This window comes from Pyrococcus sp., from assembly GCF_030153625.1.
In the GTDB taxonomy this organism is placed as follows: Archaea; Methanobacteriota_B; Thermococci; order Thermococcales; family Thermococcaceae; genus Pyrococcus; species Pyrococcus furiosus.
Map to the genome: position 1 here is coordinate 1 of NZ_JASKLM010000028.1, position 23,764 is coordinate 23,764.

Consider the following 23,764-nt stretch of genomic DNA (forward strand, 5'->3'; position numbering starts at 1 on the left):
AACTATTTTTAATGTTAAGGAAGGTCTCAATCTTCCATCGGCCTTTCCCGAAATATTCATTAGCACTATATCCTGGGGTGGCACATCATACTTCATGTTGTATGGTATATCAATAATTAGCCCTCTAGTCGTAGATTGCACGTATTTCTGAAGTTCTTCAGGATAAATTACTTCGTGAGGGGCTTCACTAACACCACTAAATATTGAAGACCAAGTAGGTGGTACAACTTTGGGATTTTCGATCCATATGGTCTTCCACTTATCTGGTATGTTAGGTTCCGTGACGTATGGAGCAGAGACAGCAACCACTATCCAAAAGATAAGTAGAGCTAGTCCAGCAATTCCAGTTTTCTCTCTTCTGAATTCAAACCAAAAGTCTGAGAGGGATTCTTTGAGGTCTACCCATCTCATTGCAACCACCTCACATCTTTGCTGAAGCACCTACTCTTACTCTTGGATCTAGGAATCCATATGAGATGTCAGCTATTATTACTCCAGCAAGGTACAATACCACGCTGATGAAGGTTAGTCCCATTACTAGATTTATCTCCTGAGTTTCGATAGCAATCCAATAAACTCTTCCCATTCCAGGCCAGTTAAATACACTCTCCGTAATTATGGCACCACCCAGGGAACCTAAGAGCGAGAATATTGTCATTGTAACTATTGGAGGTGCCGCGGCTCTCAAACCATGTCCATAGATCACCTTCCTTTCTGGAACACCTTTTGCTCTGGCCACCATGATGAAGTCCTCTTGAAGAGTACTTATCATAATATTTCTAGTAACCCAAGCCCAGCCTCCAAAGAGCACGAATACTATTGTGGTTATTGGAAGAACCAACCTACGAGCAACGTCCAGAACATGGTCTAATCCTGTTAAATTGGGGTTTGGCATTGAATTAGATGGGAACCATCCAAGCTTAAATGCAAAGATTAGAAGCATTATCATTCCAAACCACCACATTGGAATACTCGTAGTCACTAGGGCAAGAACTGAAAGTGCCCTGTCAAACAGACTTCCGACTTTTTGAGCAGCTTTGACACCAAGCAATAGTCCCAAGATTATAACTATAATCTGGGCCGTTGTAAACAGCAGTATCGTTCTTGGGAGTGCTAAAGAAATTATTGCCTTCACATTTCTCTCGGTTCCAAAGATTGGAATTCTAGTGTTACCAAAGTCGAGAGTTATCGTTCTTTTAGCATAGTACAAGACTCTTATATGATAGGGCTGGTCTAACTTATATAGGTGTCTGTAATACTTTATTCTTTCCATTTTCCAAGCTTCCGGATCTGAAGGAGCTCTATTTTGTTGCACGAGAGATTGATATTCCGCATTCACTATTTCCTGAATTCTACTCTCCAGCTCTTTTTCTGCAACTTTAACGAAAAGTGCTGAGACTACTAGAACGACTATAGAGAGCACAATTAATGCGTTTATAGCTCTTATGAGCAGATATTTACCTAACCCCATTTTTCCATCCCCCTGCTCACTCCAGTTTTCTAACGAACATTTTTGATCATCATCTTTTTCAAACTTGTAAAACTACTTTAAATATTTTATTTCGATAAACATTTGAACGGCAAGAAAAATAAGTGGCAGCATGTTATAAATCAAAAAGAACATGCAAAAATTTTAAGAGAAAAAGGGAGAGAAAAAACTACTTCTTAAACCTTCTCAGGAGGAGTGGAACTACTGCGAGACCAACAAGTATCGCTGGTCCACAGATTCCTCCAGTCTCAGTTGGAGATTGTGTAGTAGTCGGTTGAGTCTGGGTTGGTGATGGGGTTGTGGTGGTTGTTTGAGTTGTAGTGGTCTGGGTGGTAGTAGTCTCAGTCTGGGTTGGTGTCTCTGGAGCCTCAGCAAGGTAAGCGCTCTTCATGACAATGCTGTTTCCTAGACCAACTGCTGGATCCATAACTCTGAACTTGATTCTCTTGTTGACTGGGAAGAACTCCCAAGTTTCTACTGTGAAGACTCTAAAGCTCTCGTAGATACCGAGAGCTGCACCAAGCTTAGTTAGATCCCAGTACTTAGCCTCAGAGTCTAAGGTTTGGTTGTTGTAGTTACTTGTGTAAATAAGCCATCCAATGTCATCTGCAGTCCAGTTAAGTATTGGTTCAAGCTTGTCTGGTGTGGTGTAGTACTCTAGCTCAAGCACGTCAATAGCTGCCTGAATGTCACCATTTCCAAGGTACTTGAGGACTTCTTCTACTGTTGCTCTGTATGTGTTCTCTGGGGTGAACTTCCAACCTACAAATCCTGGACCGAACCATGCAGTGGTGTAGTACTGTAGGATTCTGCTTATTGAGAAGAGAACACTTCCACTTGCTACCCATCCCTCAGTGTAGTAACCCCATTCATAGTTTGCTGGGTCTGAGAGATATACTATCTGGTTGGCAGTTCTTCTGTCGACTATCTTAACTTCAACCTCAAATCCTGCCTTCTCAAGGATTTCTGCAATGTAATAAGCTTCATCCTTTCTCTCATCTTCCTGTCTTCCAATTCCAACGATCTTAACTGGCTCTCCATTGAAGTACCACTTACCGTTAACCTTCTTGAGCTCATATCCCATGCTAGCCAACTCTTGAGCTGCTTTCTCCATCGCCTGCTCAATTAGCTGTAGAGCATACTCTTCGTCACCCTGTGCATCGATACCAAAGGCATCGACAACTGGCTGTAGCTTCTCGATTGCAACCGTATCACCGCTTGTCCATGGTGTGTACATTGGTCCACCTGAACCCTGGAGGATGTTCTGGACGATATAGTTTCTGTTGATGAGGTACTCCATTGCAAATCTAATCTCCCTAATTGCGAATGGGTTGAAGTACTTCTTGTCACCAACTGTAATCACATATGGATTATCCTTGTCGTGCACTGGGTTCCAGACCATGTCCCAGAATCCACCAATGTTAATGTACATGTCAATGTTGCTCTTCTGCTCATCACTAAGTCCAGAGAACGTGAATGATGGGAATGAGTACCATGAAACATCGTACTCTCCACTTGCTACACCAAGGATTATTGTGTTCTCGTTCTGGATACCATAAAGCTCTACAACATCGAAGTATGGCTCGAAGTTGTACATGTCCTCTGCAAACGCTGGCTTAACCCACTTGTCAAACTTGACATACCTTAGATAGAGGTTCTCAGGCTTGTAGACATCAATTAGATATGGCCCAGTTGAAATGAACATGTGGTTGTGAGTGTTTATAAAGTTGATAATGGAGTCATATTCCTTAATCTCGTCCTGCTCGTCATAGATGAAGTCCTTAATAACGTCAGGTATTGGCTTCTCATTCTTCAACTTCTCAAGCATTTCAGCAACCTTCTTAGCGTGAGAAGGTGTTAGCATATCAATCTGTTGAATGTCTTCAGTAGATTCACTGAATGAGAACAATTCTACACCTTCAGTCTGGTTGGCAAACCTAGCCCTGTTGCTCTCGGCAACAAGTTCGCTCATGGCATAAATGAGTTGCCATGGATAGCTTGCGTAGGGCGTGAAGTACCAGTATTGATACTTCTTGTAGGGTGGGAATGTGTAGGTGTAGTAGATGGTTACTACAAAGTAATTATCGTCTTCTTCCTTAACCTCAATACCGAGGAGCTTTTGCATTGCTTCTGCGCTCCAGTCAGCCTCGTTTGCATCGAAGTATGGATCTTGGTCTCCATCTTGGCTTGACCACTCCCATGACCAGTAGTAGCCGTACATTACATCAGCAACTGTGAGCTTGTGGCCATCGTGGAAGTAGATCTTTTGGCACTTGAAGGTAGCCGCGGTTGGAGCAACTTCTCCAGCATGATCAGGTTGCCACTTCTTGGTGGTTGTATTGAAGACTAAAGCAGTTTCTGGTACCTTTACATTTTCCTTACCTTCAACTAAGGTACATCTGTATGGGTGGTAGTCACCCTCAATACCCCAAACGGATGCTCCCTCATCCTGGGCCAACCCTGCAGCTCTAGTTGAATACACATCTCTGAAACCTGCTGAACTTGGGTTCCATGCACCCATAAATAGAGAACCAGTTGCTGAGTACATTGCTATCTTAAGAACCTTCTGATCCTCTGCTGCTACTGGCTTTAGAAGTGGGCTTACTAACATGCCCAAAGCAACCAATATTGTCAATATTCCAACAAGTTTTTTCCTCATTGCATATCACCTGCCAGGTATCTCAAACGTATGTCGCCTCAGTTTAAATATAGGGTTCAAGGCATAATTCTATACATCAGAATCAATATTTAAGGATTACTATCCTGAAACAAAAAACGCAAAAATATTTCTAGAAAAGAAAAAATTGGTAATATCTGAGGGACTACACTAGAAGAAACGAAGTTTCTCCGTGTAAGCAAGTTAGTAATGGATAAAAGGTCACAAAAGACTTACAAAGGATTTTATAGAACATTAGAAATTCAAAAAAAGTTTAAGAACCAAGATCTATCAAACCAAATCTTGGTGATTAGCATGGAAGTTGTCTTAGAAGGTAAATTTCTTCTGGATAAAAGAACAATTGAGGGGTATATTGGGATTGAAGATGGAAAAATATCAAAAATTTCGTTGAGGGAAATAAAAGGAGACCACAAGATAAAGGTTGATAAGGGGAAGGTAATACTCCCTGGACTTATAGATGTTCATGTTCATTTGAGAGATTTTGAGGAAAGTTATAAAGAAAGCATAGAAAGTGGAACAAAAGCAGCAGTTCATGGAGGGATTACGGTAGTATTTGACATGCCCAACACAAAGCCCCCTATAATGGATGAAAAGACTCTCAAACTTAGGGAGCATTTATTTAAAAGAAAAAGCTACGCAGACTATGCCCTCGGCTTCTTACTTGCTGGAAACAAACCTGTAGAGGCCGATTTCTATAAGATATTTATGGGTGCCTCAACGGGGGGAATTTATTCAAAGAACTTTGAAGAAGATTATATAAGAGCTCTCGACATAGTTTCAATCCATGCAGAAGACTATGAAATAATCCAAAAATATCCTGAAAGACCCCCAATAGCAGAGATAAGAGCTATAGAAAGAGTTATTGAAGCTGTAAAAACACATAAAAAACCAGCTCATATCTGCCACATTTCCACGGCCAAAGGACTTAAGCTGCTTCTTGACTCCAGACTTGAAATGCTGAGCTTCGAGGTGACTCCTCATCACTTGTTCTTAACTAGATCTGACTACGATAAAAATCCTCTCCTAAAGGTTTATCCTCCCTTAAGAAGCGAGGAAGATAGGATAGCATTATGGAAAAACATAGACAAAGTTCCAGTAATAGCTAGTGACCACGCTCCACACACATTGGAAGATAAAGAGGCGGGAGCAGCTGGATTGCCAGGTTTGGAAACAGAAGTTCCACTTCTTCTAGATGCTGTAAACAAGGGGTTGATAACCTTACAGGATATAGTAGAAAAAATGCACATTAACCCTATAAAGATATTTGGAATAGAAAACAAGGGATTTGAAAAAGGAAAAGATGCTGATTTTACAATTGTTGACATGAAAAGGGAGTGGACCATAAGGGCAGATAACCTCTACACTAAAGCTGGATGGACCCCATACGAAGGATGGAGGGTTAAGGGAAAAGTTATAATGACAATAATTAGGGGAGAAGTAGTAATGGAAGAAGATGAGATAATAGGAAAGCCCAGGGGGGAGAGAATTGTTAAGAAGGGTAAGCATAGAAGAAACTTGGGAAGTAGCGAAGAACATTAAAGCATTTAGATTAAGTGAAAAACTTGAATTCACTCCAGGGCAGTTCATCATGCTCTGGCTCCCAGGAGTTGAAGAAAAACCCTTTAGTTTAGCTGATAAAAACTTAATTATGGTGAAGAAGGTAGGTAGATTTACAAATGAGCTTTTCAAACTAAAAGAGGGAGATTATGTGTGGATTAGAGGGCCTTATGGGCATGGATTTAGTGGGAAAGGAAAGAGTGTAGCACTAATTGCAGGGGGAATTGGAATACCTCCCATCTATGCTTTGGCAAAATATGGCAATTTTAAAAGGAGTATCCTTATTTATGGAGCAAGGACAAAGGAAGAAATAGCTCTGCCAAAAGACATAGAAAGTTACGTAGATGAGGTAATTATAACAACTGATGATGGAAGTTACGGGATTAAGGGATTTCCAACTGATGTGTTAATGGAAAGGCGATCAGAGTTCGATTACGTTTATGCATGCGGACCAGAAATTATGCTTGCAAAGATATTGGAGATTATGGAATTTGAGAATGTAGAAGTTTCTGCTGAGAGGTTCATGAAATGTGGAGTTGGGGTTTGCGGTAGTTGTGCTTTAGGACCATACTTAGTGTGTAGAGATGGCCCCGTATTTAGTGGAAAGCAGTTGATTAATACGGAATTTGGGAAGTACTCAAGGACACCAGATGGAAGAATTAAGCCGTTGTGAGGGATGAAAAATGAAAAAATATACCTGGGAAGAGTTCGCAAAGTTAATGGGAATTGAACCCCAAAAGCTTGAAAATAAAGAGGCAAGAGTCTTAAAAAAGTTCGTGGAAGAGATAACCTGGCCTACTCACTGCAACTACTGTGAAGGATTAGACTTAAGTAATCCAAATCCAGTTCACCATCCAAGCTACGAGCTGACACCAGCATGTAATCACGACTGCATATTCTGCTACTCTAATGTGGCTGTAAAGCTTGGAAGAGCCCCCTCCCCTGGGTATTATGGTTGGGAGAATCCAAAGGCTATAACAGTTTCCCAGTATGGAGAACCCTTGCTAAGTCCCAGAATAATCGAGGTCAACAGGATTCTTAGAGAAAGATTTCCAGAAGCCAGACTTGACCTTCAAACAAACGGCTCGTTACTAACGAGAGAACTTTGGGAAAAGCTCGATTTTGATTTGGTAATGATAAGCCTAAATGCAGCAGATAAGGAGAAGCACAAAAGAATAGCAAACGCAGACACATTTGAACAAGTTGTAAATGCTCTAAAAATAGTTGGAGAAGATGATAGTGTTCGTTCAGTTGTCAGACCAATATTTATGCCAGGAATTAACGATGAAGATATTCCAAAAATAGCAGAGCTTGCTGCCTCCCTGGGGATAGATGAAATGCATCTTCAACCCTTGACAATTCACGAACTAAACGTGGAAAGACTGAAGAAGGCAGGATTAGATTTTGAAAGAGCTGAAAGCATAAGAGAACTGTTAAAAGCTGCGATGGAAGCAAAGAAATACATAGATGTAAGGATAAGTGGATGTATATTAGTTCAGCTTAAGCAAATGGATCCAATAACTCTCTACAGCGTTAGGAGGGTAGCCAGAGAAGTTGCACCTCTGGTAAAGAGAAGTAAGCTGGATATTTAAATTTCGGTGGATCATTACCCAGCACCTAAAAGTATTAAAAGAAAACTTGTAAAAAGCCAACCACCATGGTATTGAAGTGCTCACTCTGTATAAATGACGAGAGAATAACGAAAATTCTAACAGTGAACGGAAGGCCAATATGTAAAGAGTGCAAGGCATTTCTAGAGCACCCTCCAGATAAAATAAAAATAAGAAAAGAGCTGGAAGAGCTATTATCCCAGGTTGATAAGGCAATAGTAGCTTATTCTGGGGGTAAAGACAGCACAGTAGCCCTATATTTAGCAAAAGAAGAATATGACATAGATGTTGAGGCTGTAATGGTAGATCATGGTTTTATGGCTCCTCAGGCCATTGAAAACGCAAAGAAAGTTTCTGAATACCTTAATGTGCCCTTAACTATAATAAGAGAGGATTATTCAGAAATTTTTAAGGATGCTCTGTTAAAGGCCAAATCCCCCTGCCGGAAGTGTTCCAGAAGAACTATGGAGGCCTTAAGAAAGTATGCTCTAGAGAAAGGGTACAAATACATTATAAGTGGACATGAGTTGCCCTTTGGTCATCACCCCTATAGACTAATGAGTGGAGGAATAATTCAGATAAGACTTCTATCGCTAATGAGTGAAAAAGAGAGAATGGAAATCCTCAAGAAGCTGCCCTTTAAGCTACCAGAACTCCCAGGATACACAAGTAACTGCCTTATTCTAGGCCCTGCTCTTGAAAGATACTGGGAAAAGCATGGATACTCATTTGAGCATAGAAGAATAGCGGCTCTAGTGCGTTACGGACTATTGGACAGAGAAAAAGCTCTGAAAAAAGTAGAAAAACCAAAGGTTCCAGAGTGGCAATGGGAATTAGTTGAGAAAAAGCTTAATCTAATTGTAAGGTCTCTTTAACCTTTTCTAAGGCAACACTCAAAATAGTCTCAGGTTTAGCATCTACTTTACCCCTAGCCAAATTATCGGTTCCCCCTCCTTTTCCTCCAAGTTCACTTGCAACTTTTCTGAACAATTCCCTCATTGAGACTGGAACATTTTCATTCCTAGCAAAGACCACATATTTTTCGCTTGCTAACAGTAGTATCGTTTTCGGATTTCTCTTCACAAAATCCACCGCAAATGCTTGGGCATCTTTCATGTCCCAAGATTCAACATAAGTAACTACAAGATAATCCCCAATTTTAGTAGCCTTTTCTATGAGCGCTTTGCCTTTCCATTCCCAAATCTCTCTTCTTAACTCTTCTATCTTTTCTTCAAGGGAGTTAGTTGTGTCCAATAATTCCTTAACCCGCTTAACCAGGGGAGGATTTTTATTTGACATTAGCTCCAAAGAATTCAAGTAATCTTGCAGAATTATATTAATCTCCCTTATAGCCCTAAATCCACATGTGAACTCTATCCTCCAAAGATCTCTCGATTTCTTGTAGAACCTGAGAACTTTTATTATACCAACTTCCTTAGTTGATCTAACGTGAGTTCCTCCACATGGTGTTATGTCAACATCACCAATCTTAACAATCCTAATTTTTCCTTTTACCTTAGCCACACTTTTTCTAAGCTCTGAAGCCAATTCCTCAGGAAGTTCGTGATATTCCTCAATTATTACTGGCAAATCACTAATGATAATCTTATTTGCCTCTAACTCGGCTCTTTCAATTATGTCCCAAGTAATCTCCCCATTTACTTCAATTTTAGCATATTCACCGAAGATTGTAAAACCAGTTGTATCTAAATTATACATTTTCTTCAAAACAGCAGAAAGAATGTGCTGGCCTGTATGAATTTGCATATTTCCATATCTCCAGTCCCAATCCAGCTCAAGCTCAACACTATCCCCTTTATTAGGAGTTTTTCCAATTAGCTTTCCAATGTGAAATATTCTTCCCTCTTTTTCGATAGTATTTTCTACTATTATTTCAAAACCCTCGCCTTTGATAACTCCTTTATCCCCAGGTTGTCCGCCCCCTTCTGGATAAAATATAGTCCTGTCCAACTCGACTTTAACGTTATCTCCCTCAAATTTTAAATCAACTATTTTAGCGGTTGCCTTCTTTAGATAGGGATCAATATAGTATAACCTCTCCATAAGACTTCACCCAAACCCGAAATAAAAAAAAATTACATTGATTCTCTAGCCTCAAGCAATGCCTTAATTCTCTTGAGCCTGAAGAAGTTTTCTCTCTCCATTTCATCCAAATGCTGCTCAATGAACTTTATTGTATTTTTCATCCTGGGAATTATTATGTACTCTAAAGCATTGACTCTTCTCTTGGTTTTCTCAATTTCTTTACCTAATCTTTTCAAAGATTCTTCAACTTCAGCAAGTCTTATTGCCAACTCTAAAACCTCTTCAAATTTTTCAGCTGCAACATCCACTGCAGAAGACGTTGATATGAAGGCATATCCTCTCTCGCTTGGCTTTCTCTTTAATTCAGGAACTTCGATCAGTGGAACTCTAACTCCCATGATATTTCTACTTCTAACTTCTATCTCCTTGTTCGGGTTGACTCCAATGGCAATTTCCTTAAGTCTCACGCTCCCCACTTCTACTTGAGCTAATCTTAAAGCCTCAAAAGCCTCCCCAATTTTCTTTATTAGCTCCCTTCTCATGGTTAGGGCCTCATCGTAAATGGTGAAGAATTCCATTATCAAGGCATCTTGCTTTTCTTTTAGAAGCTTATGACCTCTCTCAGCTAACTTAACTCTTCTTTTGAGCTTAAGTAGCTCCATTCTTGTTGGCTTAACTTTTAGTATCTCTGGCATTCTAGATCACCCTTCGTTAAAAATTGTAAAATTAGGAAGAGCGAGTCCTATACTTTGGATGATACTTCATGATCATTTCCCTCTTTACCCTCTTGAGTTCACTCTCTGGTAGTATTGCTAGGAGTTCCCATCCCAGGTCAAGAGTTTCTTCTATACTTCTATCTTCATCGTATCCCTGGGCTACGAATTCCCTTTCAAAGCGATCCGCAAATTCAAGATACTTCTTATCGGTTTCGCTAAGGGCCTCTTCACCAACGACAGCTACCAAATCTCTGAGGCTCCTTCCCTCAGCATATGCAGCGTAAAGTTGCTGGGCTAGTTGTGGGTGATCCTCTCTTGTTCTTCCCTTTCCAATACCATCCTTCATTAATCTTGAGAGGGATGGTAAAACGTCAATTGGTGGGTATATACCTCTTCTGTGGAGATCCCTGCTGAGAACTATCTGCCCCTCGGTAATATAACCAGTCAAATCCGGAATTGGATGGGTTATATCATCATCAGGCATAGTCAGGATTGGCATCTGGGTTATGCTTCCCTTCTTTCCTTTTACCCTACCAGCTCTCTCGTAAATTGTTGCTAGGTCGGTATACATGTAACCTGGGTATCCTCTTCTTCCTGGGACTTCTTCTCTAGCAGCTGAAATTTCTCTCAAAGCCTCACAGTAGTTGGTCATGTCAGTTAGAATTACTAGCACGTGCATGTCATATTCAAAGGCCAGATACTCAGCAACTGTCAGAGCCATTCTAGGAGTGATTATTCTTTCTATTGCAGGATCATCAGCTAAGTTGAGGAAGAGCACAGCTCTCTCAATTGCTCCGGTTTCTTCAAAGCTTTTCTTAAAGAAGTTAGCTTCCTCATAAGTTATACCCATTGCGGCAAACACTACTGCAAAGCTCTCCTCTTCACCAAGAACTTTTGCCTGTCTAGCAATTTGAGCAGCCAACTTGTTGTGGGGTAAACCTGAACCACTAAATATTGGAAGCTTCTGTCCTCTAACAAGAGTGTTCATGCCATCTATTGCAGAGATACCTGTCTGGATGAAATCTCTCGGATAAGCCCTAGCAACTGGGTTAAGAGGTGCACCGTGAACATCTCTTCTATCCTCAGGAATTATTTCTGGACCTCCATCAATTGGTTTTCCTATACCATTGAATATTCTTCCGAGCATATCCATGCTAACAGGGACTTTGAGAGTTTCTCCAGTAAAGCGAACGCGTGTAGTTTTTATGTCAAGATCTCTCGTTCCCTCAAAGACCTGAACTATTGCCAAGTTCTCTCTAGCATCTAACACCTGTCCCTTTCTCTTTTCTCCCCACTCAGTCTCTATCTCCACCACTTCACCGTAAGCTACTCCCTTAACTCCTTCTACAATCATTAGAGGACCATAAATCCTGCTAATTGTTGAATACTCCCTAGCCATTTCCATCACGCTCCGTACTTCTTCAGAAGCTCATCAAATTGCTCATTGGTCTTATCGATGAGAACCTTTATCTTTTCAACATCTGGCTCAAACTTCATTCTTCCAATTTCTTCTCTCACTGGAAGCTTTGCAATCTCCTCTAAAGGCACTCCTCTAGAGATAGCGTCCATTGTCCTCTCATAGAATGTCATCAGTACTTTCATCATTGTTATCTGCTTTTGTGGTGGACAGTAAGTGTCTACTTCATCGAAAGCATCTTGCTGGAGGTAGTCTTCTCTTAACATTCTTGCAACTAATAGAATAGCCCTCTCCCTCTCTGGGAGTGCATCGGGACCAACTATTCTAACTATTTCCTGCAACTCTGCCTCCTTCTGTAGTATTTCCATAGCCTTGTCTCTCATCTTTCTCCACTCAGGATCAACATTCCTGTGCCACCAATCTTGGATAGCGTCAACGTAAAGTGAGTAACTTGTTAGCCAGTTAATTGCAGGGAAGTGTCTTCTTCTAGCCAAATCTGCATCCAAGGCCCAGAACACCTTCACAACTCTCAAAGTATTCTGAACTACTGGCTCTGAGAAATCTCCACCTGGAGGAGAAACTGCACCTATAACACTAACACTTCCCACTCTATAGTCACTTCCCAGAGTAACCACTCTCCCAGCCCTCTCATAGAATTCTGCTAGTCTCGAGGCAAGGTAAGCTGGATACCCCTCTTCACCAGGCATCTCTTCAAGTCTTCCAGAAATCTCTCTCAATGCCTCAGCCCATCTTGAGGTTGAATCTGCCATCAACGCAACGTCATACCCCATATCTCTAAAGTACTCTGCTATTGTTATTCCTGTGTAAATTGAAGCTTCCCTAGCAGCCACAGGCATATTGGATGTGTTTGCAATAAGAACGGTTCTCTCCATAAGTGGCTTCCCTGTGTTTGGATCTTTGAGCTTTGGAAATTCTTCCAGAACATCAGTCATCTCATTACCTCTCTCTCCACATCCAATGTAAACCACAACTTGGGCATCACTCCATTTTGCCAATTGGTGTTGGGTCACTGTGTTGTGAAGGAGTGTTGGCATGTTCCCTCCAACAAAGTTGTGGGTTTCAGTTGTTATATCATACACTTCTTGAGGCTCAGAAATGTAGTTAACTTCAACGACTTCATCAAAGAGAATGTGCTGGAGATGATTCTCTGCTACCTCTTCGAGACCTGTCAACTTAGCAAACTCCCTAAAGGTTTCATATGATATGTGCTCTCCGCTCAGGTAGTTGTATTTACTGGAAGACCTTTCCAATGCTTCATATATACTCTCAACGTCAACTGGAACCACATCAATATCTGCATACTCTCTTGTTTCCACCTTAACTCCTAACTTTTCAAAGTTAGTCTTTCCGCCTATGACAACTCTATAGTATTCCTCGCCCTGTGTACTTTTCTTCCCAATTGTTGCATATATTCCAAGCTTTGCAAGTAGATATGTGAACCCATAAGCTTCTTCTTCAGATGTTGTCACTATCTCAATTTCTCCCTTTTCCCTGTTATAGTAACCATCGCAGGCAATGTATGCGTTTATGAAAGCCTTAACTACACTTGGAGGTGAAAGTAGCAATTCCTTAGGAACGCTCCAAGTTCCAGTCCTCTTGTTTTCTGGGATTCCCAACTTCTTAAGGAAGTCAACTAAATACTTGCTGTGAATATGTAGTGCCTTAACAGTCCCCTCCTGCACTATCTTTCCACTAACTCCAAAGAGTTTCATGGACAGAGTGTTTGCTCTTTTAAGTAGGGATTCATCATTGTTGTATATTGCGATAGTACCTGACTTTAATTCGCCATTTCCTATTACATATCCCAGGAATTCCGCAAGTTCCTCATTAAGAATCTCTGGGACTTTTATTTTGGTTACACTTGATATATCTAATTTAACGTATTCGCCCCCATCTATCTTCTTTACAACGGCTATCCTATCTCCTGGCTTTATATGCATGGCCATTACTTCCTCAAGGATAAGGCCATCCTTCGTTACCTTCCCTGTAAATAGCTTGTGAATTGGAGTTACTTTTATCCTTCTCCCAGTTCTTGTTTTAATCTCAACCATTCCAGAAGAAGTTCCTTTGTAAACATGGGTGGCTTTTATCTCTACTATCTTACCGTTTTTATAGCCATAGACAGTTATTGGCTCCTCTAGTTCAGTCCATTCTTCATTTCCTTCAACGGTTTTTCTTCCCTTTCCATCAAGCTTTTCATATAGGTCTCTAATTTTGATTAAGCCAAACTCCTTTGTGAGAACTAGAGTATTCCCATCAACACATTTACCACTTCCAAAAGGCCCTGGAATTGCCGCAGTTCCACCTTTGGCCTGTGGGAAAAAGGTGTCGATAACTCTCTGTCCTGTGACGAGAGGAACTTCAGGAGGAAGCTTTTCTTTGTAAGGCCTCTTAATTCTAACAGGCCATCTCTGATACATCTTGAGTTCCTTTATTTCCCCACTAGGAGTCTTAACCTTTGCAATTACTTCTTCTACTGTGTACTCACCCTCATCTGCGATCTCTACGATTTCTCCCTCAATTCCTGGGGGAACCATTATCTTGTGAACAATTATGCTAGTTTCAGGGACTTCTCCTATTATATCTCCTCCCACAACTTTGTCTCCTACTTTAACTTTGGGGGTAAAGTGCCACTTTTTGTCCCTTGGAAGGGCTGGAGCACTAATACCTCTAGCTATGAAGTGGCCACTTTTTTCTCTCAACACTTCCAATGGTCTTTGAATTCCATCGTAAATTGACGTTAATAACCCAGGACCTAGCTCAACGCTAAGTGAGGATCCCGTACCCTCTACTGGTTCACCGGGCTTTAATCCTGCAGTCTCCTCATAAACTTGAATTACTGCTTTGTCCCCTTCAAGTCTGATGATTTCCCCTATAAGCCCCAACTCTCCAACCCTAACTACCTCATACATCTTAGCTCCTTTCATACCATCTGCTATAACCAATGGCCCTGTAACTCTAATTATTCTTCCTTTTGCAGTCATTTTTATTCACCTCTTTAATTCTACTCCAATTGCCTTTCTTACGATATCTCTCAAAATATCCTCTCCATAGAGTGAGCCAAACTTATCTGGAATTTGAAGGATAATAGGAAATTTAACTTCAGGAAGGGGGCCAATTCTTTGAGCTAGTCTTTCTGTGATTAGAATAATCCCGACGTCGTCTCTTTCCAAAAGCTCTCTAAGTTTATTCTTAGCCCTCTCAACAGATTCTATAGATTCATCATATTCATAGGCCTCATGAACCCCTGCCAGCCTAAATCCAACTACAGTGTCAGTATCTCCCATCACAACTATTTTCATGCCACTTCCCCCACTATTTCCTTAATTCTTTCTGGCCTAATCCCATCTGCAATTAATCTAGCTATTGCTTTCAGCTTTCTAATTTCATATTCCTTTTGAAGCATGTATGACAATGCTACGGCAACACTTAGTGGATAAAACTGTGACAATTCCTTCATTCTTTGTTGGATGTATCTCCTAAGTTGCTTTTCAACGATACTTATATCTCCCTTTTCAACAACCTCTCTAGAGTTCTTAACGACCTCCGCATACTTTGTCTTTTCTAATTCCGTTAGAGCCATTAGAGGATCTTCAGCACTTATCATTCCCTCTAGTATATTTCTACTAATTGACCCTCCCGGAATTAACATGGTCTTCAACTTTTCGGCGTTTATTCCTGAAGCCTTTGCTCTTAATATTAGGGAGATATTCTTTGAGTCTATTAAAGAAGAGACAAACTCAGAAAGTATTGCTTTTTCCTCTCCTTTTCTTGAGTTGGCATAATTTAGAAGCTTTTGATAATATAATGAATACATTAGATGCTCAAACTCGGGCAGGTTAATTTCCTTTAAAACAAGCTTTCTTATAGGCTCTTCATACTCTGTACCCTCTAGGATAACCAAAATCTCCTCCATGGTCTTTGCTTCTGCCATTGCCTTTACTTTATTCAGAATTTTTCCAACGGGAATAACAAAATCTTGAGCTGGTAGACCAGTTATTTTAGCTTTAACTACATTTACAATATTCCTAACATCCCATTCCTCGAGCATGACTTCAAAGAATCCCCTAACTCTCTTTGGCATTATTTTTTGAAACAGAAGAATAGTATCTACAAAGCTTAAATCGAGGGCTTTTTCAATCTCTTCAACGGAGTATGCTTTTAACTCACTAAATCTTTTTCCATAATCTGAGTCCTCGAGATTGACAACAAAATTTTCTAAATTTTTACTTTCGGCCAACTCAAGAAGTCTTTGGTCTGAGAGTAATCTCGCTTCCATGGCCCTAATTCTTGCATTTGGGTAAGAGTATGGAGTATACTTCCATATATAGCTTCCTGTTTTGTAAGCTACCCATGTAAATACAACAACCAATGTTGTGTCTAGAATCATTGTTATTGTTGAAACCTCCATTCTGGATCACCCAAATAGTATCTCAGCAATTTTAGACCTCAATTCACTTTCAAATCTAGCCATTCTTGCTTCAAATGTGTTATCGACTCTCATATTTCCGTCTTTTGTCTCTACAACAACCCCTCCTATTGTTTGAATTGGGCTTCCGATTTCAATGCTTACATCTCCGAGTTCTCTTCTTATCTCCTCTATCCTTGATGATATCAATGCTAGAGTTTTTTCATTTGAATACACGCGAATTTCCTTGACCTCAAGTTCTTTTATTGCTTCTTTGAGGAGTGCTAAAACTGTCTCTAGATATTCCTCTTCGCTTAGATTTGAGAGTTTTGAGGTTACTTCTTTAAGAACTCTCGAGATGTACTCCTCCTGTACTGAGAGTTTTTTTCTTCTCACTTCTAATCTTGCTGTAGCTATGATTCTTTGTTTTTCAAGTTCAGCCTGAGTTTTAGCTTTTCTCAATATCCACTCAGCCCTACTTTCTCCTCTTTTTCTAGCCTCTTCTTTAATTTTTTCTGCTTCTTTTCTCGCTTCTTCGAGAATATATTTTATCTTCTGTTCAGCTTCCCTGTTTATTTCTTGAGTTATGATCTGTGCTTCGTTCATTTTTTCCCCTCCAAGGTTAAATAAATAGAGAGATCAGAGACTCATTATTAGGAGTATTGCCCCTACAAGACCAAAGATAGCCATTGTCTCTGCCATTGCAGCAAATATCAAGTTCTGAGTGAACGTCTTTGGGTTCTTGCTTACCGCTCCAATCCCAGAACTGGCTATAACTCCCTGAGGTATTGCAGACAGTCCTGTTAGTCCAACTAACAATCCAGCACCAAAGAGGATAGCACTCTTTATCAGATTTTCAGTTGTCGGTTCTGCAAACTTAAAGCCCCCTCCTCCTATAACCCCTGCAGTCATTCCAATTAGGAACAATGTTATCAATCCATATATACTCTGAGTCATTGGCAGACCTTCTAGGATTAGGGCGTTTCTGAAGTTCCTTTCATCTTCAGCCACTGCTCCTGCTGCAGCTGCTCCTGCAATTCCAACTCCAAATGAAGAGGCAGCTCCTGCAATTCCTGCTCCAAGTGCCATTCCTAAAGCAACATAAACTATAGGATCCATTTCATTCACCTCCAGGCTTTTCTATCTTCAACTCAGAAATTTCTCTTCTAGCAGCAAAGGGTTCAAACCTACGGCCTTCACCTGAGTAAAATGTTCCAAAAAACTCAACATAGTGCAAACGAAGAGCATGAACAAATGCTCCAAGAGCGTTTATCGCAGTAGAGAAGATATGCCCTCCAATAAAGACTATTGCTCCAACAATAATTCCTAGGGGAATAGGACCTATCTTAAATCCCCATATCATTTGAACCATTATGTTTATCACAAGAGCTATTCCAGCAGTTGCTAATGCCAGGGCCATTAATCTTGCGTAGCTCAGCCAATTCCCCACAAATCCGAAGAAATCTGAAATCACTAAAAGTAAGGCCATAAGTCCGTTGTTTTTGAATTCGCCTATTATGAATAGTACTGCTCCCGCACCAAAGACTGACATCCATGCTAATTTTGGTAAATCAATTCTCGAAGATATGGCGAACAGAGTAACGCCGAGGATTATTAGTATCCAAGATAACTGGTCAAGGATTGCGCCAACTTTGTCTCCATTTTTCCACTTCACGATAAATCCAAGGACATAACCTGTGAATAAATGCCCAAGTCCTATTGCCAAAGCTATGATTAGGACTGTCAATGCCTCCTCCATAGCATCCATTATCCTGGGAACTTTGAATCCCGCCATATCAAGAGCATTGCCAAAGTAGCTTCCAAAAAGGGCACCTAAGAGCATTGTGAAGACCGAAGACCACAACATTATCTTAGCAAACTTCCAAGTTCCATCCTTCATTTTTGAATGTCCCTTTACTAACAATGCCGAAACTATTCCCAGGAGCAAACCATACATAAAGTCAGTGAGCATGAACCCAAAGAAAAACGAGTACGTAAATGCCAATATTGGGGTAGGATCAAGTTCGTTATATTTAGGAACACCATACATCTCGGTTAACATTTCAAACTGGCTTATGAATTCGGGATTCTTTAGCTTGACAGGAACTTCCTCTATCTCATTAGGCTCGGGTTCTCTAATGTTAATGTAGACTTTTCCCCCCGTTAGATTCTTTATTCCTTCAACAACCTCTTCAACATTCTTCTTTGGGAGCCATCCTACTAAGGCGACTGTAAGTTCAGTTCTTGCTAGATAACTCAAATAGTTGGCCTTATCCCTCTCATTATCCATAAGTTCCTTGTAGAAGACTAAGTCTTCGTAGTATTTTTCTGCAAACTCTCTTCCCTTTTTCCTTATCTCTTCCAATTTTTTCATTTCTTCCTTAAGAAGCTCATTATATTTTGGAATTAACTCTCTAGGATGCCCTCTCTCCCTGGGAATTTCAACCTTTTCAAACCCATATTTGGCTAAAATTGAAGTAAGCTTACCCTGGAACTCTTTCAGGGTAACAACAACCAATAGAGAAATTGTCCCAAGATCTCTTCTCAGGATAAAAACTTTGTCACCAAGCTCATTTTTTAACTCGCCAATAAGCTTTTCAACTCTCTCCCTCTCAATTTTACCAACTTCAATAGCCAAGAAACTTCCAGGAATTAGATATTCAATCTCGATGTTCAATGAAGAGAGTAACTCAAGGGTGTTAATAATTTCCCTAATATTGGCAATTCTATTATTAATCGCTGTTAGCTGAGTTTCAACTTCTCTAATTTTAGGCTCAACTTCACTAAGAAATTTCTCCACATCCTTTACTAGATCTTCTATCCCTCTATAGGTATACACTCTCTTTTCTCTCTCTTTTGGAAAAATAAACTCCTTAATACTGGTTTTTCTGGGAGGAAGAAATCCTTTCAGGGTATCTACTAACCTTCCCATTGTAATGCTGTAAGATGTGGCCTTCCTATAATACTCGTTTGGAGCATCGTGTTGGATATCCTCTATTGGAACTTCTTCAAGCTGAACGACTCCCCTTTCATGGAGATAAGTCATTATAATATCTCTATATCTCGCTAAAGAAATTAGCTCAATCTTAACCATCTCTTCTGGTTTGAACATACTACACCCCTCTTATTATTCTCAAACATTCAGAAACAGCCGTTTCAAACTTTTCCTCAGCTTTTACCTTTAATTCTTCAATTTCTTTTTCTCCTTCCTCTCTGATTTTCTTAGCTTCTTGTTCTCCTTCAGCCTTTTTTGATTCAATTATCCTCTTTCCCTCTTCTTCAGCTTTTTTCAGAATTTCTTCCTCAAGCTTTTTTGCTTCTTCCCTAGCATTTTGGATAATTTTTTTAGCCTCAACTTTTGCTGCTTCAATTCTCTCTTCAGCGAGTCTTTCTGCCTTAACGATCTCCCTAAGTATTTCCTCCATGATCATCATCCCCATTTTATGATGTTGCTGAATACGATTTATAAACATTGAGGATAAAAATTTGAATAAAAGTTCACTCTTCAGACTCTTCAACCTTTTCTTCCATTATCTTTTTAATCTCTTTTAAGGCAGAATCCTTTGCAAAAACGACAACAGTCCCTCTCTTTGGTAGGATTGTTTCTCCTGAAGGAATTATTAAGTTTCCTTTCTCATCGTAAATTGCTATGATAAGGGAATCCCGTGGAAGGTTGAGATCCTTTACTGCCTTTCCTGCCACCTTGCTGTTTTCATCTATGTGGAATTGAATTATTTCTGCACCTTCTCTTGGCAATAGAACCCTATCAAATCCTGGGGTTATAACTACTCTAAAGATGTAATTTGCAGCAATATCCTCGGGAGATACAACTACATCAAAGTATTTTTTGAGGTCTTTAACTTCCTCAAATATCTTCTTCTTCCTGGGATCAGTTATCCTGAGTATCGTCATTATTCTTGGATTCAGATGTTTTGCCAAGATACAAGCCAAAATATTTGCATCATCTTTTCCCGTTAAAGCTACAAAGGCATCTGCATTTCTAACGTTTGCTGACTCCAAGATGTTTTGATCGGTTGCATCGCCCTCAATTACAAGCCCCGAAACAATGTCAGAAACTGCTCGAGCCCTATCTTTGTTCATTTCTATTATAGCAACGTCATGACCAGAGTTTTCTAGCATTTTAGCAACCAGAGTTCCAATTCTACCTGCCCCCATGATTATTACATACATTTATTTCACCTCCTTTCTCCAATTAAGACTTTTGCAATCTCTCCATAAGCAGGCCTCGTAATGAATATTCCAACTAAAACACCAAGAATTGTTGTAAAGGCAAATCCTCTAAGTCCACCAACGAAGAACTTAAAGAGAAAACTCATGGCAACTATAGTTGTTGTAGCTGAAGCTAGGATTATGAAGAACGCTCTACCCATCCTTCTCAACACTCCACTCCTCTTTACTCTTCTTCTGCTTTCTTCCTCTCCTAAAAGTTCATCCGTTATGACAATTTGCTGATCAACTCCAGTTCCTATTGCCGCAATAATTCCCGCAATGCTTGGCAAATCCAAGTTCCAACGAATGAGTGCTGCAATACCCAAGATAATCAACACTTCACTAAAGCTCGTGAACATTACGGGGATGGCTATCTTAATTTTTCTGTAATGTAAGAAGACTATTAACCCAACAACAAGCAACGCTGCAATTCCCGCAACTAGAACTTGCCTCTTGAAATTCTCTCCCAATTTTGGAGAGATGTAGTCAATTCTCTCTATTGAGAGCTTTACAGGAAGTGATCCGCTCCTCAAAACTACAGAAACTACTTGAGCATCTTGTCTAGCTTGAATGTCAGTTTTAGGTGCTGTGATTGATATCATGACTTCAGTACTTGGATTCCCAGTAGCTAATCCCTCTGAAACTCTGTAAGGTCCATATAAGCCAAGAGATCTTTTAATGAAATCATAAACGTCTTCATCACTTCTCATACTTCTTGTTTCAACTTCAAAGCCCATCTCTTTAAGAGTTGTTAAGAGGTTTCCATCTACATCGAGCAATATTATTCTCTCACTCCCCCTAGCAATCTTGGCAATCTCCTCTGGGGTAATATTAGCATAGGGCACAACCCTAATGCCAAAAGCTTTCTCTATTCTTTCGACAAGTGTCATATTTCCTTCAAACATGAACGTTTTGGAGAGCATTGCTTCGTACACTCTATTAGAAACAACTAAAGTTGAGTTCACGGGAGGATCTAGGAACATATCTACTGGATATCCAGCTTTTCCTAAGGCAAGTTGAGCAAACTTTTCTGCAGCTTCCTTTGAGAGTCTAAATGGAACCACCCAAGCACTGTGCTGAGGATCATAGCTAACACTTCCAACATTCAAAATATCTTTTCCAGTTGCAAAAATAACACCCTGAAATTCTGCATAGAAAACTCCCTGCCTTTCAATAGTCTTTATTAGTTGATCAGCTTCTTCTTCCGTTACATTAGCTACCTTAACAATTACAAACTGGTCTCCCCAAGGCTCAACAACTATATTCTTAACACCAAGCGTGTTTAGCCTCTGCTCTAATGCAATCTTGACCTGCTCCATGGTTTGAGGATCTACAGGTTTTTCAAGCTTTACGGTTATGGATATTCCTCCACTAATGTCTAAACCAAATGTTAAACCTCTTGTAGCTAAGGCTGTTATTGAGATCAAGAGGAAGAATATGAGAACAATGACCCTAAAATTGAGTAAAATTCTCCTCCACTTCATTCCTTACCCTCCTTCTTAGCTATGTATAAACGCAAAACTCCCGCATTTAAAATCCAAGTGTTCATAAAGTCAGCAAGCAATCCAAATATGAGAACTGAAGCTATATCATCAATCACCTGGGCTGTTGAAAATATCCAGAGTGATACCAAAGCTCCCAAAGTGGTAGTGCTCATCGTAAAGCCTGTTTTTAGTGAGGAGTAATAAGCTTCCTCTACTGTAAACTCCTTCCTCTTGAGTAGCCTTGTCGTTAGCAATATATTACTATCAACTGAATAACCAATTAACATCAATAAAGCAGCTATAGTAGCTTGACTAAGTTCTATTCCAAAAATGTTCATTAACGCTATGGCTATAATCATATCAGAGAACGCAGAGAATACAACAGTCATAGAGGGAATGGGAATTCTAAAGAACAGGAAAACAACAAAAGCCATCCCTATGAAAGCATAAACTACAGCCTTTATTCCCTGCTCCCTCACCATTTCTCCAAAAGTAGGCCCAATAACTACAGTCTGAGGTTCCACATCAGGGAACATTTCTTTCAAAGCTTCTCTGACTAAATTGACATCATCTTCTGCAGATACATAAATCCTAACTCCGCTCCCACCAACACCACTAAATTTTTCTACCGTAACCCCAATCCCCGTTTTTTCCTTAATATTCTTCGCTATTTCTTCTGGATTAACGTTTACTCCTTGGAGGGTTATTACCGACCCTCCCCTTAGCTCTATTCCTTCTTTGACAAAACTACCTGTCATTACATAGTTTGCAATGATAATGATTACGGCGATTCCAAAAACAACCAGTGGAAAGATTACCATTCTCTTTGGATCCATTTCCACAAGAACCTTTAACTTCTCTTTTATCACATTGCTCACCTCTGGCACTCACATTTTACATTTTCCATTAAATGTATTTTGGTCAATTATCATTAACAAAAGGATTTAAATACTATATAGACTTCACAAATCTACGAGAAAATGATAGCCCTAGGGATTGAAGGGACAGCTCACACACTTGGAATAGGGATAGTTACGGAAAATAAAGTACTCGCAAATGTATTTGACACTCTAAAAACAGAAAAAGGCGGAATACATCCAAAAGAAGCTACTGAACACCATGCCAAGTTACTTAAACCCCTACTGAGAAAAGCATTAGAAGAAGCAGGGGTTAGTATGGAAGACATAGATGTCATAGCGTTTTCTCAGGGGCCAGGATTAGGACCTGCATTAAGGGTTGTCGCAACGGCTGCAAGGGCATTGGCAATAAAATACAACAAACCAATAGTAGGGGTTAACCACTGTATTGCACATGTCGAAATAACCAAAATGTTTGGAATCAAAGACCCAGTAGGATTATATGTTAGCGGTGGAAACACTCAAGTTTTAGCATTAGAAGGGAAGAGATACAGGGTTTTTGGCGAAACACTTGATATAGGAATAGGAAATGCACTTGACGTATTTGCCAGAGAGCTGGGATTAGGATTCCCAGGGGGACCGAAGATAGAAAAACTCGCTCTTAAAGGAGAGAAGTATATAGAGCTCCCCTACGCCGTTAAGGGAATGGACTTAAGCTTTTCTGGTCTTTTGACTGAAGCTATCAGGAAGTATAAAAGCGGAAAGTATAGAGTGGAAGATTTAGCATACTCTTTCCAAGAAACAGCATTCGCAGCTTTGGTTGAAGTTACAGAAAGAGCATTGGCACACACAGAGAAAGAAGAGGTCGTATTGGTGGGGGGAGTTGCAGCAAACAATAGGTTAAGAGAAATGTTGAAAATTATGGCAGAGGACAGGGGTGTCAAGTTCTTCGTTCCCCCTTATGATCTCTGCAGAGATAACGGAGCAATGATAGCATATACAGGACTTGAGATGTACAAGGCGGGGATTAAATTTAAGTTGGAGGAGACTATAGTTAAGCAGAAGTTTAGAACTGATGAGGTTGAGATAATATGGTAGACATTATTAGCCTTGCATATAGGGTAGTTATATTTTTGTTCTTTGTTGCTCTGACTTCGATACTGTTAGGATAAGCTGTGGGGTGTCAGGTTTAAGTTACTGGCAGTACTTTAGAAAAAGAAGGGGGAACATGAAGTCTGAAACCATTATTTAC

20 protein-coding genes and 1 pseudogene are annotated in these 23,764 nt (G+C 40.1%); 5 read left to right on the top strand and 16 right to left on the bottom strand.

The window, feature by feature from the left end; genetic code table 11:
* The 3 genes and pseudogenes from PWP39_RS05950 to PWP39_RS05960 form a co-directional block, all read right to left on the bottom strand.
* Positions 1-411 (bottom strand): annotated as a pseudogene (locus PWP39_RS05950) (ABC transporter permease); the annotation flags it as partial.
* A 10-nt stretch (positions 412-421) separates the two neighbouring features.
* The gene (locus PWP39_RS05955; RefSeq protein WP_011011304.1) at positions 422-1,471 is read right to left on the bottom strand and encodes an ABC transporter permease; all 1,050 of its coding nucleotides are present in this window, start codon (positions 1,469-1,471) and stop codon (positions 422-424) included.
* A 187-nt stretch (positions 1,472-1,658) separates the two neighbouring features.
* On the bottom strand, positions 1,659-4,148 hold the full coding sequence (locus PWP39_RS05960) for an ABC transporter substrate-binding protein (protein WP_288073144.1): 2,490 nt from the start codon (positions 4,146-4,148) through the stop codon (positions 1,659-1,661).
* A 312-nt stretch (positions 4,149-4,460) separates the two neighbouring features.
* Here PWP39_RS05960 and PWP39_RS05965 point away from each other — a divergent pair, with 312 nt between their 5' ends.
* From PWP39_RS05965 to PWP39_RS05980, 4 genes are all read left to right on the top strand, one after another.
* Positions 4,461-5,705 (top strand): dihydroorotase, encoded by a 1,245-nt coding sequence (locus tag PWP39_RS05965; RefSeq protein ID WP_014835451.1) that lies wholly within the window; start codon positions 4,461-4,463, stop codon positions 5,703-5,705.
* Complete coding sequence (locus PWP39_RS05970) at positions 5,653-6,396, top strand: dihydroorotate dehydrogenase electron transfer subunit (RefSeq protein WP_288073146.1); 744 nt, start codon at positions 5,653-5,655, stop codon at positions 6,394-6,396. The genes PWP39_RS05965 and PWP39_RS05970 overlap by 53 nt, the downstream gene beginning before the upstream one ends.
* 10 nt (positions 6,397-6,406) lie before the next feature.
* The gene (locus tag PWP39_RS05975; RefSeq protein ID WP_288073148.1) at positions 6,407-7,315 is read left to right on the top strand and encodes a radical SAM protein; all 909 of its coding nucleotides are present in this window, start codon (positions 6,407-6,409) and stop codon (positions 7,313-7,315) included.
* A 65-nt stretch (positions 7,316-7,380) separates the two neighbouring features.
* Positions 7,381-8,208 (top strand): Dph6-related ATP pyrophosphatase, encoded by an 828-nt coding sequence (locus PWP39_RS05980; protein ID WP_011011299.1) that lies wholly within the window; start codon positions 7,381-7,383, stop codon positions 8,206-8,208.
* On the opposite strand, the gene PWP39_RS05985 is transcribed toward PWP39_RS05980, so the two are convergent.
* The 13 genes from PWP39_RS05985 to PWP39_RS06045 all read right to left on the bottom strand — a co-directional run bounded on the left by PWP39_RS05985 (position 8,183) and on the right by PWP39_RS06045 (position 22,542).
* The gene (locus PWP39_RS05985; protein WP_011011298.1) at positions 8,183-9,397 is read right to left on the bottom strand and encodes an alanyl-tRNA editing protein; all 1,215 of its coding nucleotides are present in this window, start codon (positions 9,395-9,397) and stop codon (positions 8,183-8,185) included. The genes PWP39_RS05980 and PWP39_RS05985 overlap by 26 nt on opposite strands.
* A 32-nt stretch (positions 9,398-9,429) precedes the next feature.
* On the bottom strand, positions 9,430-10,074 hold the full coding sequence (locus PWP39_RS05990; protein ID WP_288073150.1) for a V-type ATP synthase subunit D: 645 nt from the start codon (positions 10,072-10,074) through the stop codon (positions 9,430-9,432).
* A 31-nt stretch (positions 10,075-10,105) separates the two neighbouring features.
* Entirely contained in the window at positions 10,106-11,494 is a 1,389-nt protein-coding gene (locus PWP39_RS05995; protein ID WP_288073167.1) for an ATP synthase subunit B, read from the bottom strand.
* A gap of 5 nt (positions 11,495-11,499) precedes the next feature.
* Entirely contained in the window at positions 11,500-14,517 is a 3,018-nt protein-coding gene (locus PWP39_RS06000; RefSeq protein WP_288073152.1) for a V-type ATP synthase subunit A, read from the bottom strand.
* 6 nt (positions 14,518-14,523) lie between these two features.
* Complete coding sequence (locus tag PWP39_RS06005) at positions 14,524-14,835, bottom strand: V-type ATP synthase subunit F (protein ID WP_288073154.1); 312 nt, start codon at positions 14,833-14,835, stop codon at positions 14,524-14,526.
* Positions 14,832-15,944 (bottom strand): V-type ATP synthase subunit C, encoded by a 1,113-nt coding sequence (locus PWP39_RS06010; RefSeq protein ID WP_288073156.1) that lies wholly within the window; start codon positions 15,942-15,944, stop codon positions 14,832-14,834. The genes PWP39_RS06005 and PWP39_RS06010 overlap by 4 nt, the downstream gene beginning before the upstream one ends.
* Before the next feature lie 6 nt (positions 15,945-15,950).
* Positions 15,951-16,547 carry a V-type ATP synthase subunit E gene (locus PWP39_RS06015; RefSeq protein WP_288073157.1) on the bottom strand — a complete coding sequence of 199 codons (597 nt, stop codon included), beginning with the start codon at positions 16,545-16,547 and terminating at the stop codon, positions 15,951-15,953.
* Positions 16,548-16,580: 33 nt separating this feature from the next.
* Positions 16,581-17,060, bottom strand: a complete 480-nt coding sequence (locus tag PWP39_RS06020) for an ATP synthase subunit C-like protein (RefSeq protein WP_288073158.1) — start codon at positions 17,058-17,060, stop codon at positions 16,581-16,583.
* A gap of 1 nt (position 17,061) precedes the next feature.
* The gene (locus tag PWP39_RS06025) at positions 17,062-19,053 is read right to left on the bottom strand and encodes a V-type ATP synthase subunit I (protein ID WP_288073160.1); all 1,992 of its coding nucleotides are present in this window, start codon (positions 19,051-19,053) and stop codon (positions 17,062-17,064) included.
* A gap of 1 nt (position 19,054) precedes the next feature.
* Positions 19,055-19,366, bottom strand: coding sequence for a V-type ATP synthase subunit H (locus tag PWP39_RS06030; protein WP_014835454.1), 312 nt, complete (start codon positions 19,364-19,366; stop codon positions 19,055-19,057).
* A 73-nt stretch (positions 19,367-19,439) separates the two neighbouring features.
* A complete protein-coding gene (locus PWP39_RS06035; RefSeq protein WP_011011288.1) occupies positions 19,440-20,132 on the bottom strand; it encodes a potassium channel family protein in 693 nt (230 codons plus the stop codon).
* A 5-nt stretch (positions 20,133-20,137) separates the two neighbouring features.
* Positions 20,138-21,655: a preprotein translocase subunit SecD gene (locus PWP39_RS06040; protein ID WP_288073162.1), complete on the bottom strand. Its 1,518-nt coding sequence runs from the start codon at positions 21,653-21,655 to the stop codon at positions 20,138-20,140.
* On the bottom strand, positions 21,652-22,542 hold the full coding sequence (locus tag PWP39_RS06045) for a protein translocase subunit SecF (protein WP_288073163.1): 891 nt from the start codon (positions 22,540-22,542) through the stop codon (positions 21,652-21,654). The genes PWP39_RS06040 and PWP39_RS06045 overlap by 4 nt, the downstream gene beginning before the upstream one ends.
* A gap of 93 nt (positions 22,543-22,635) precedes the next feature.
* Between PWP39_RS06045 and PWP39_RS06050 the strand changes: the two genes are divergently transcribed.
* Positions 22,636-23,610 carry a bifunctional N(6)-L-threonylcarbamoyladenine synthase/serine/threonine protein kinase gene (locus PWP39_RS06050; protein ID WP_288073165.1) on the top strand — a complete coding sequence of 325 codons (975 nt, stop codon included), beginning with the start codon at positions 22,636-22,638 and terminating at the stop codon, positions 23,608-23,610.
* Positions 23,611-23,764 lie beyond the last annotated feature (154 nt).

Bases quoted from the DNA above. Each gene is read 5' to 3' on its own strand.
- PWP39_RS06030 (WP_014835454.1), bottom strand. From the start codon at position 19,366: ATGGAGGAAATACTTAGGGAGATCGTTAAGGCAGAAAGACTCGCTGAA.
- PWP39_RS05960 (WP_288073144.1), bottom strand. From the start codon at position 4,148: ATGAGGAAAAAACTTGTTGGAATATTGACAATATTGGTTGCTTTGGGC.
- PWP39_RS06010 (WP_288073156.1), bottom strand. From the start codon at position 15,944: ATGGAGGTTTCAACAATAACAATGATTCTAGACACAACATTGGTTGTT.
- PWP39_RS05965 (WP_014835451.1), top strand. From the start codon at position 4,461: ATGGAAGTTGTCTTAGAAGGTAAATTTCTTCTGGATAAAAGAACAATT.
- PWP39_RS06050 (WP_288073165.1), top strand. From the start codon at position 22,636: ATGATAGCCCTAGGGATTGAAGGGACAGCTCACACACTTGGAATAGGG.
- PWP39_RS05980 (WP_011011299.1), top strand. From the start codon at position 7,381: ATGGTATTGAAGTGCTCACTCTGTATAAATGACGAGAGAATAACGAAA.
- PWP39_RS05955 (WP_011011304.1), bottom strand. From the start codon at position 1,471: ATGGGGTTAGGTAAATATCTGCTCATAAGAGCTATAAACGCATTAATT.
- PWP39_RS06020 (WP_288073158.1), bottom strand. From the start codon at position 17,060: ATGGATCCTATAGTTTATGTTGCTTTAGGAATGGCACTTGGAGCAGGA.
- PWP39_RS06015 (WP_288073157.1), bottom strand. From the start codon at position 16,547: ATGAACGAAGCACAGATCATAACTCAAGAAATAAACAGGGAAGCTGAA.
- PWP39_RS05985 (WP_011011298.1), bottom strand. From the start codon at position 9,397: ATGGAGAGGTTATACTATATTGATCCCTATCTAAAGAAGGCAACCGCT.
- PWP39_RS06000 (WP_288073152.1), bottom strand. From the start codon at position 14,517: ATGACTGCAAAAGGAAGAATAATTAGAGTTACAGGGCCATTGGTTATA.
- PWP39_RS05995 (WP_288073167.1), bottom strand. From the start codon at position 11,494: ATGGCTAGGGAGTATTCAACAATTAGCAGGATTTATGGTCCTCTAATG.
- PWP39_RS05990 (WP_288073150.1), bottom strand. From the start codon at position 10,074: ATGCCAGAGATACTAAAAGTTAAGCCAACAAGAATGGAGCTACTTAAG.
- PWP39_RS05975 (WP_288073148.1), top strand. From the start codon at position 6,407: ATGAAAAAATATACCTGGGAAGAGTTCGCAAAGTTAATGGGAATTGAA.
- PWP39_RS06025 (WP_288073160.1), bottom strand. From the start codon at position 19,053: ATGTTCAAACCAGAAGAGATGGTTAAGATTGAGCTAATTTCTTTAGCG.
- PWP39_RS06005 (WP_288073154.1), bottom strand. From the start codon at position 14,835: ATGAAAATAGTTGTGATGGGAGATACTGACACTGTAGTTGGATTTAGG.
- PWP39_RS06040 (WP_288073162.1), bottom strand. From the start codon at position 21,655: ATGAAGTGGAGGAGAATTTTACTCAATTTTAGGGTCATTGTTCTCATA.
- PWP39_RS06035 (WP_011011288.1), bottom strand. From the start codon at position 20,132: ATGTATGTAATAATCATGGGGGCAGGTAGAATTGGAACTCTGGTTGCT.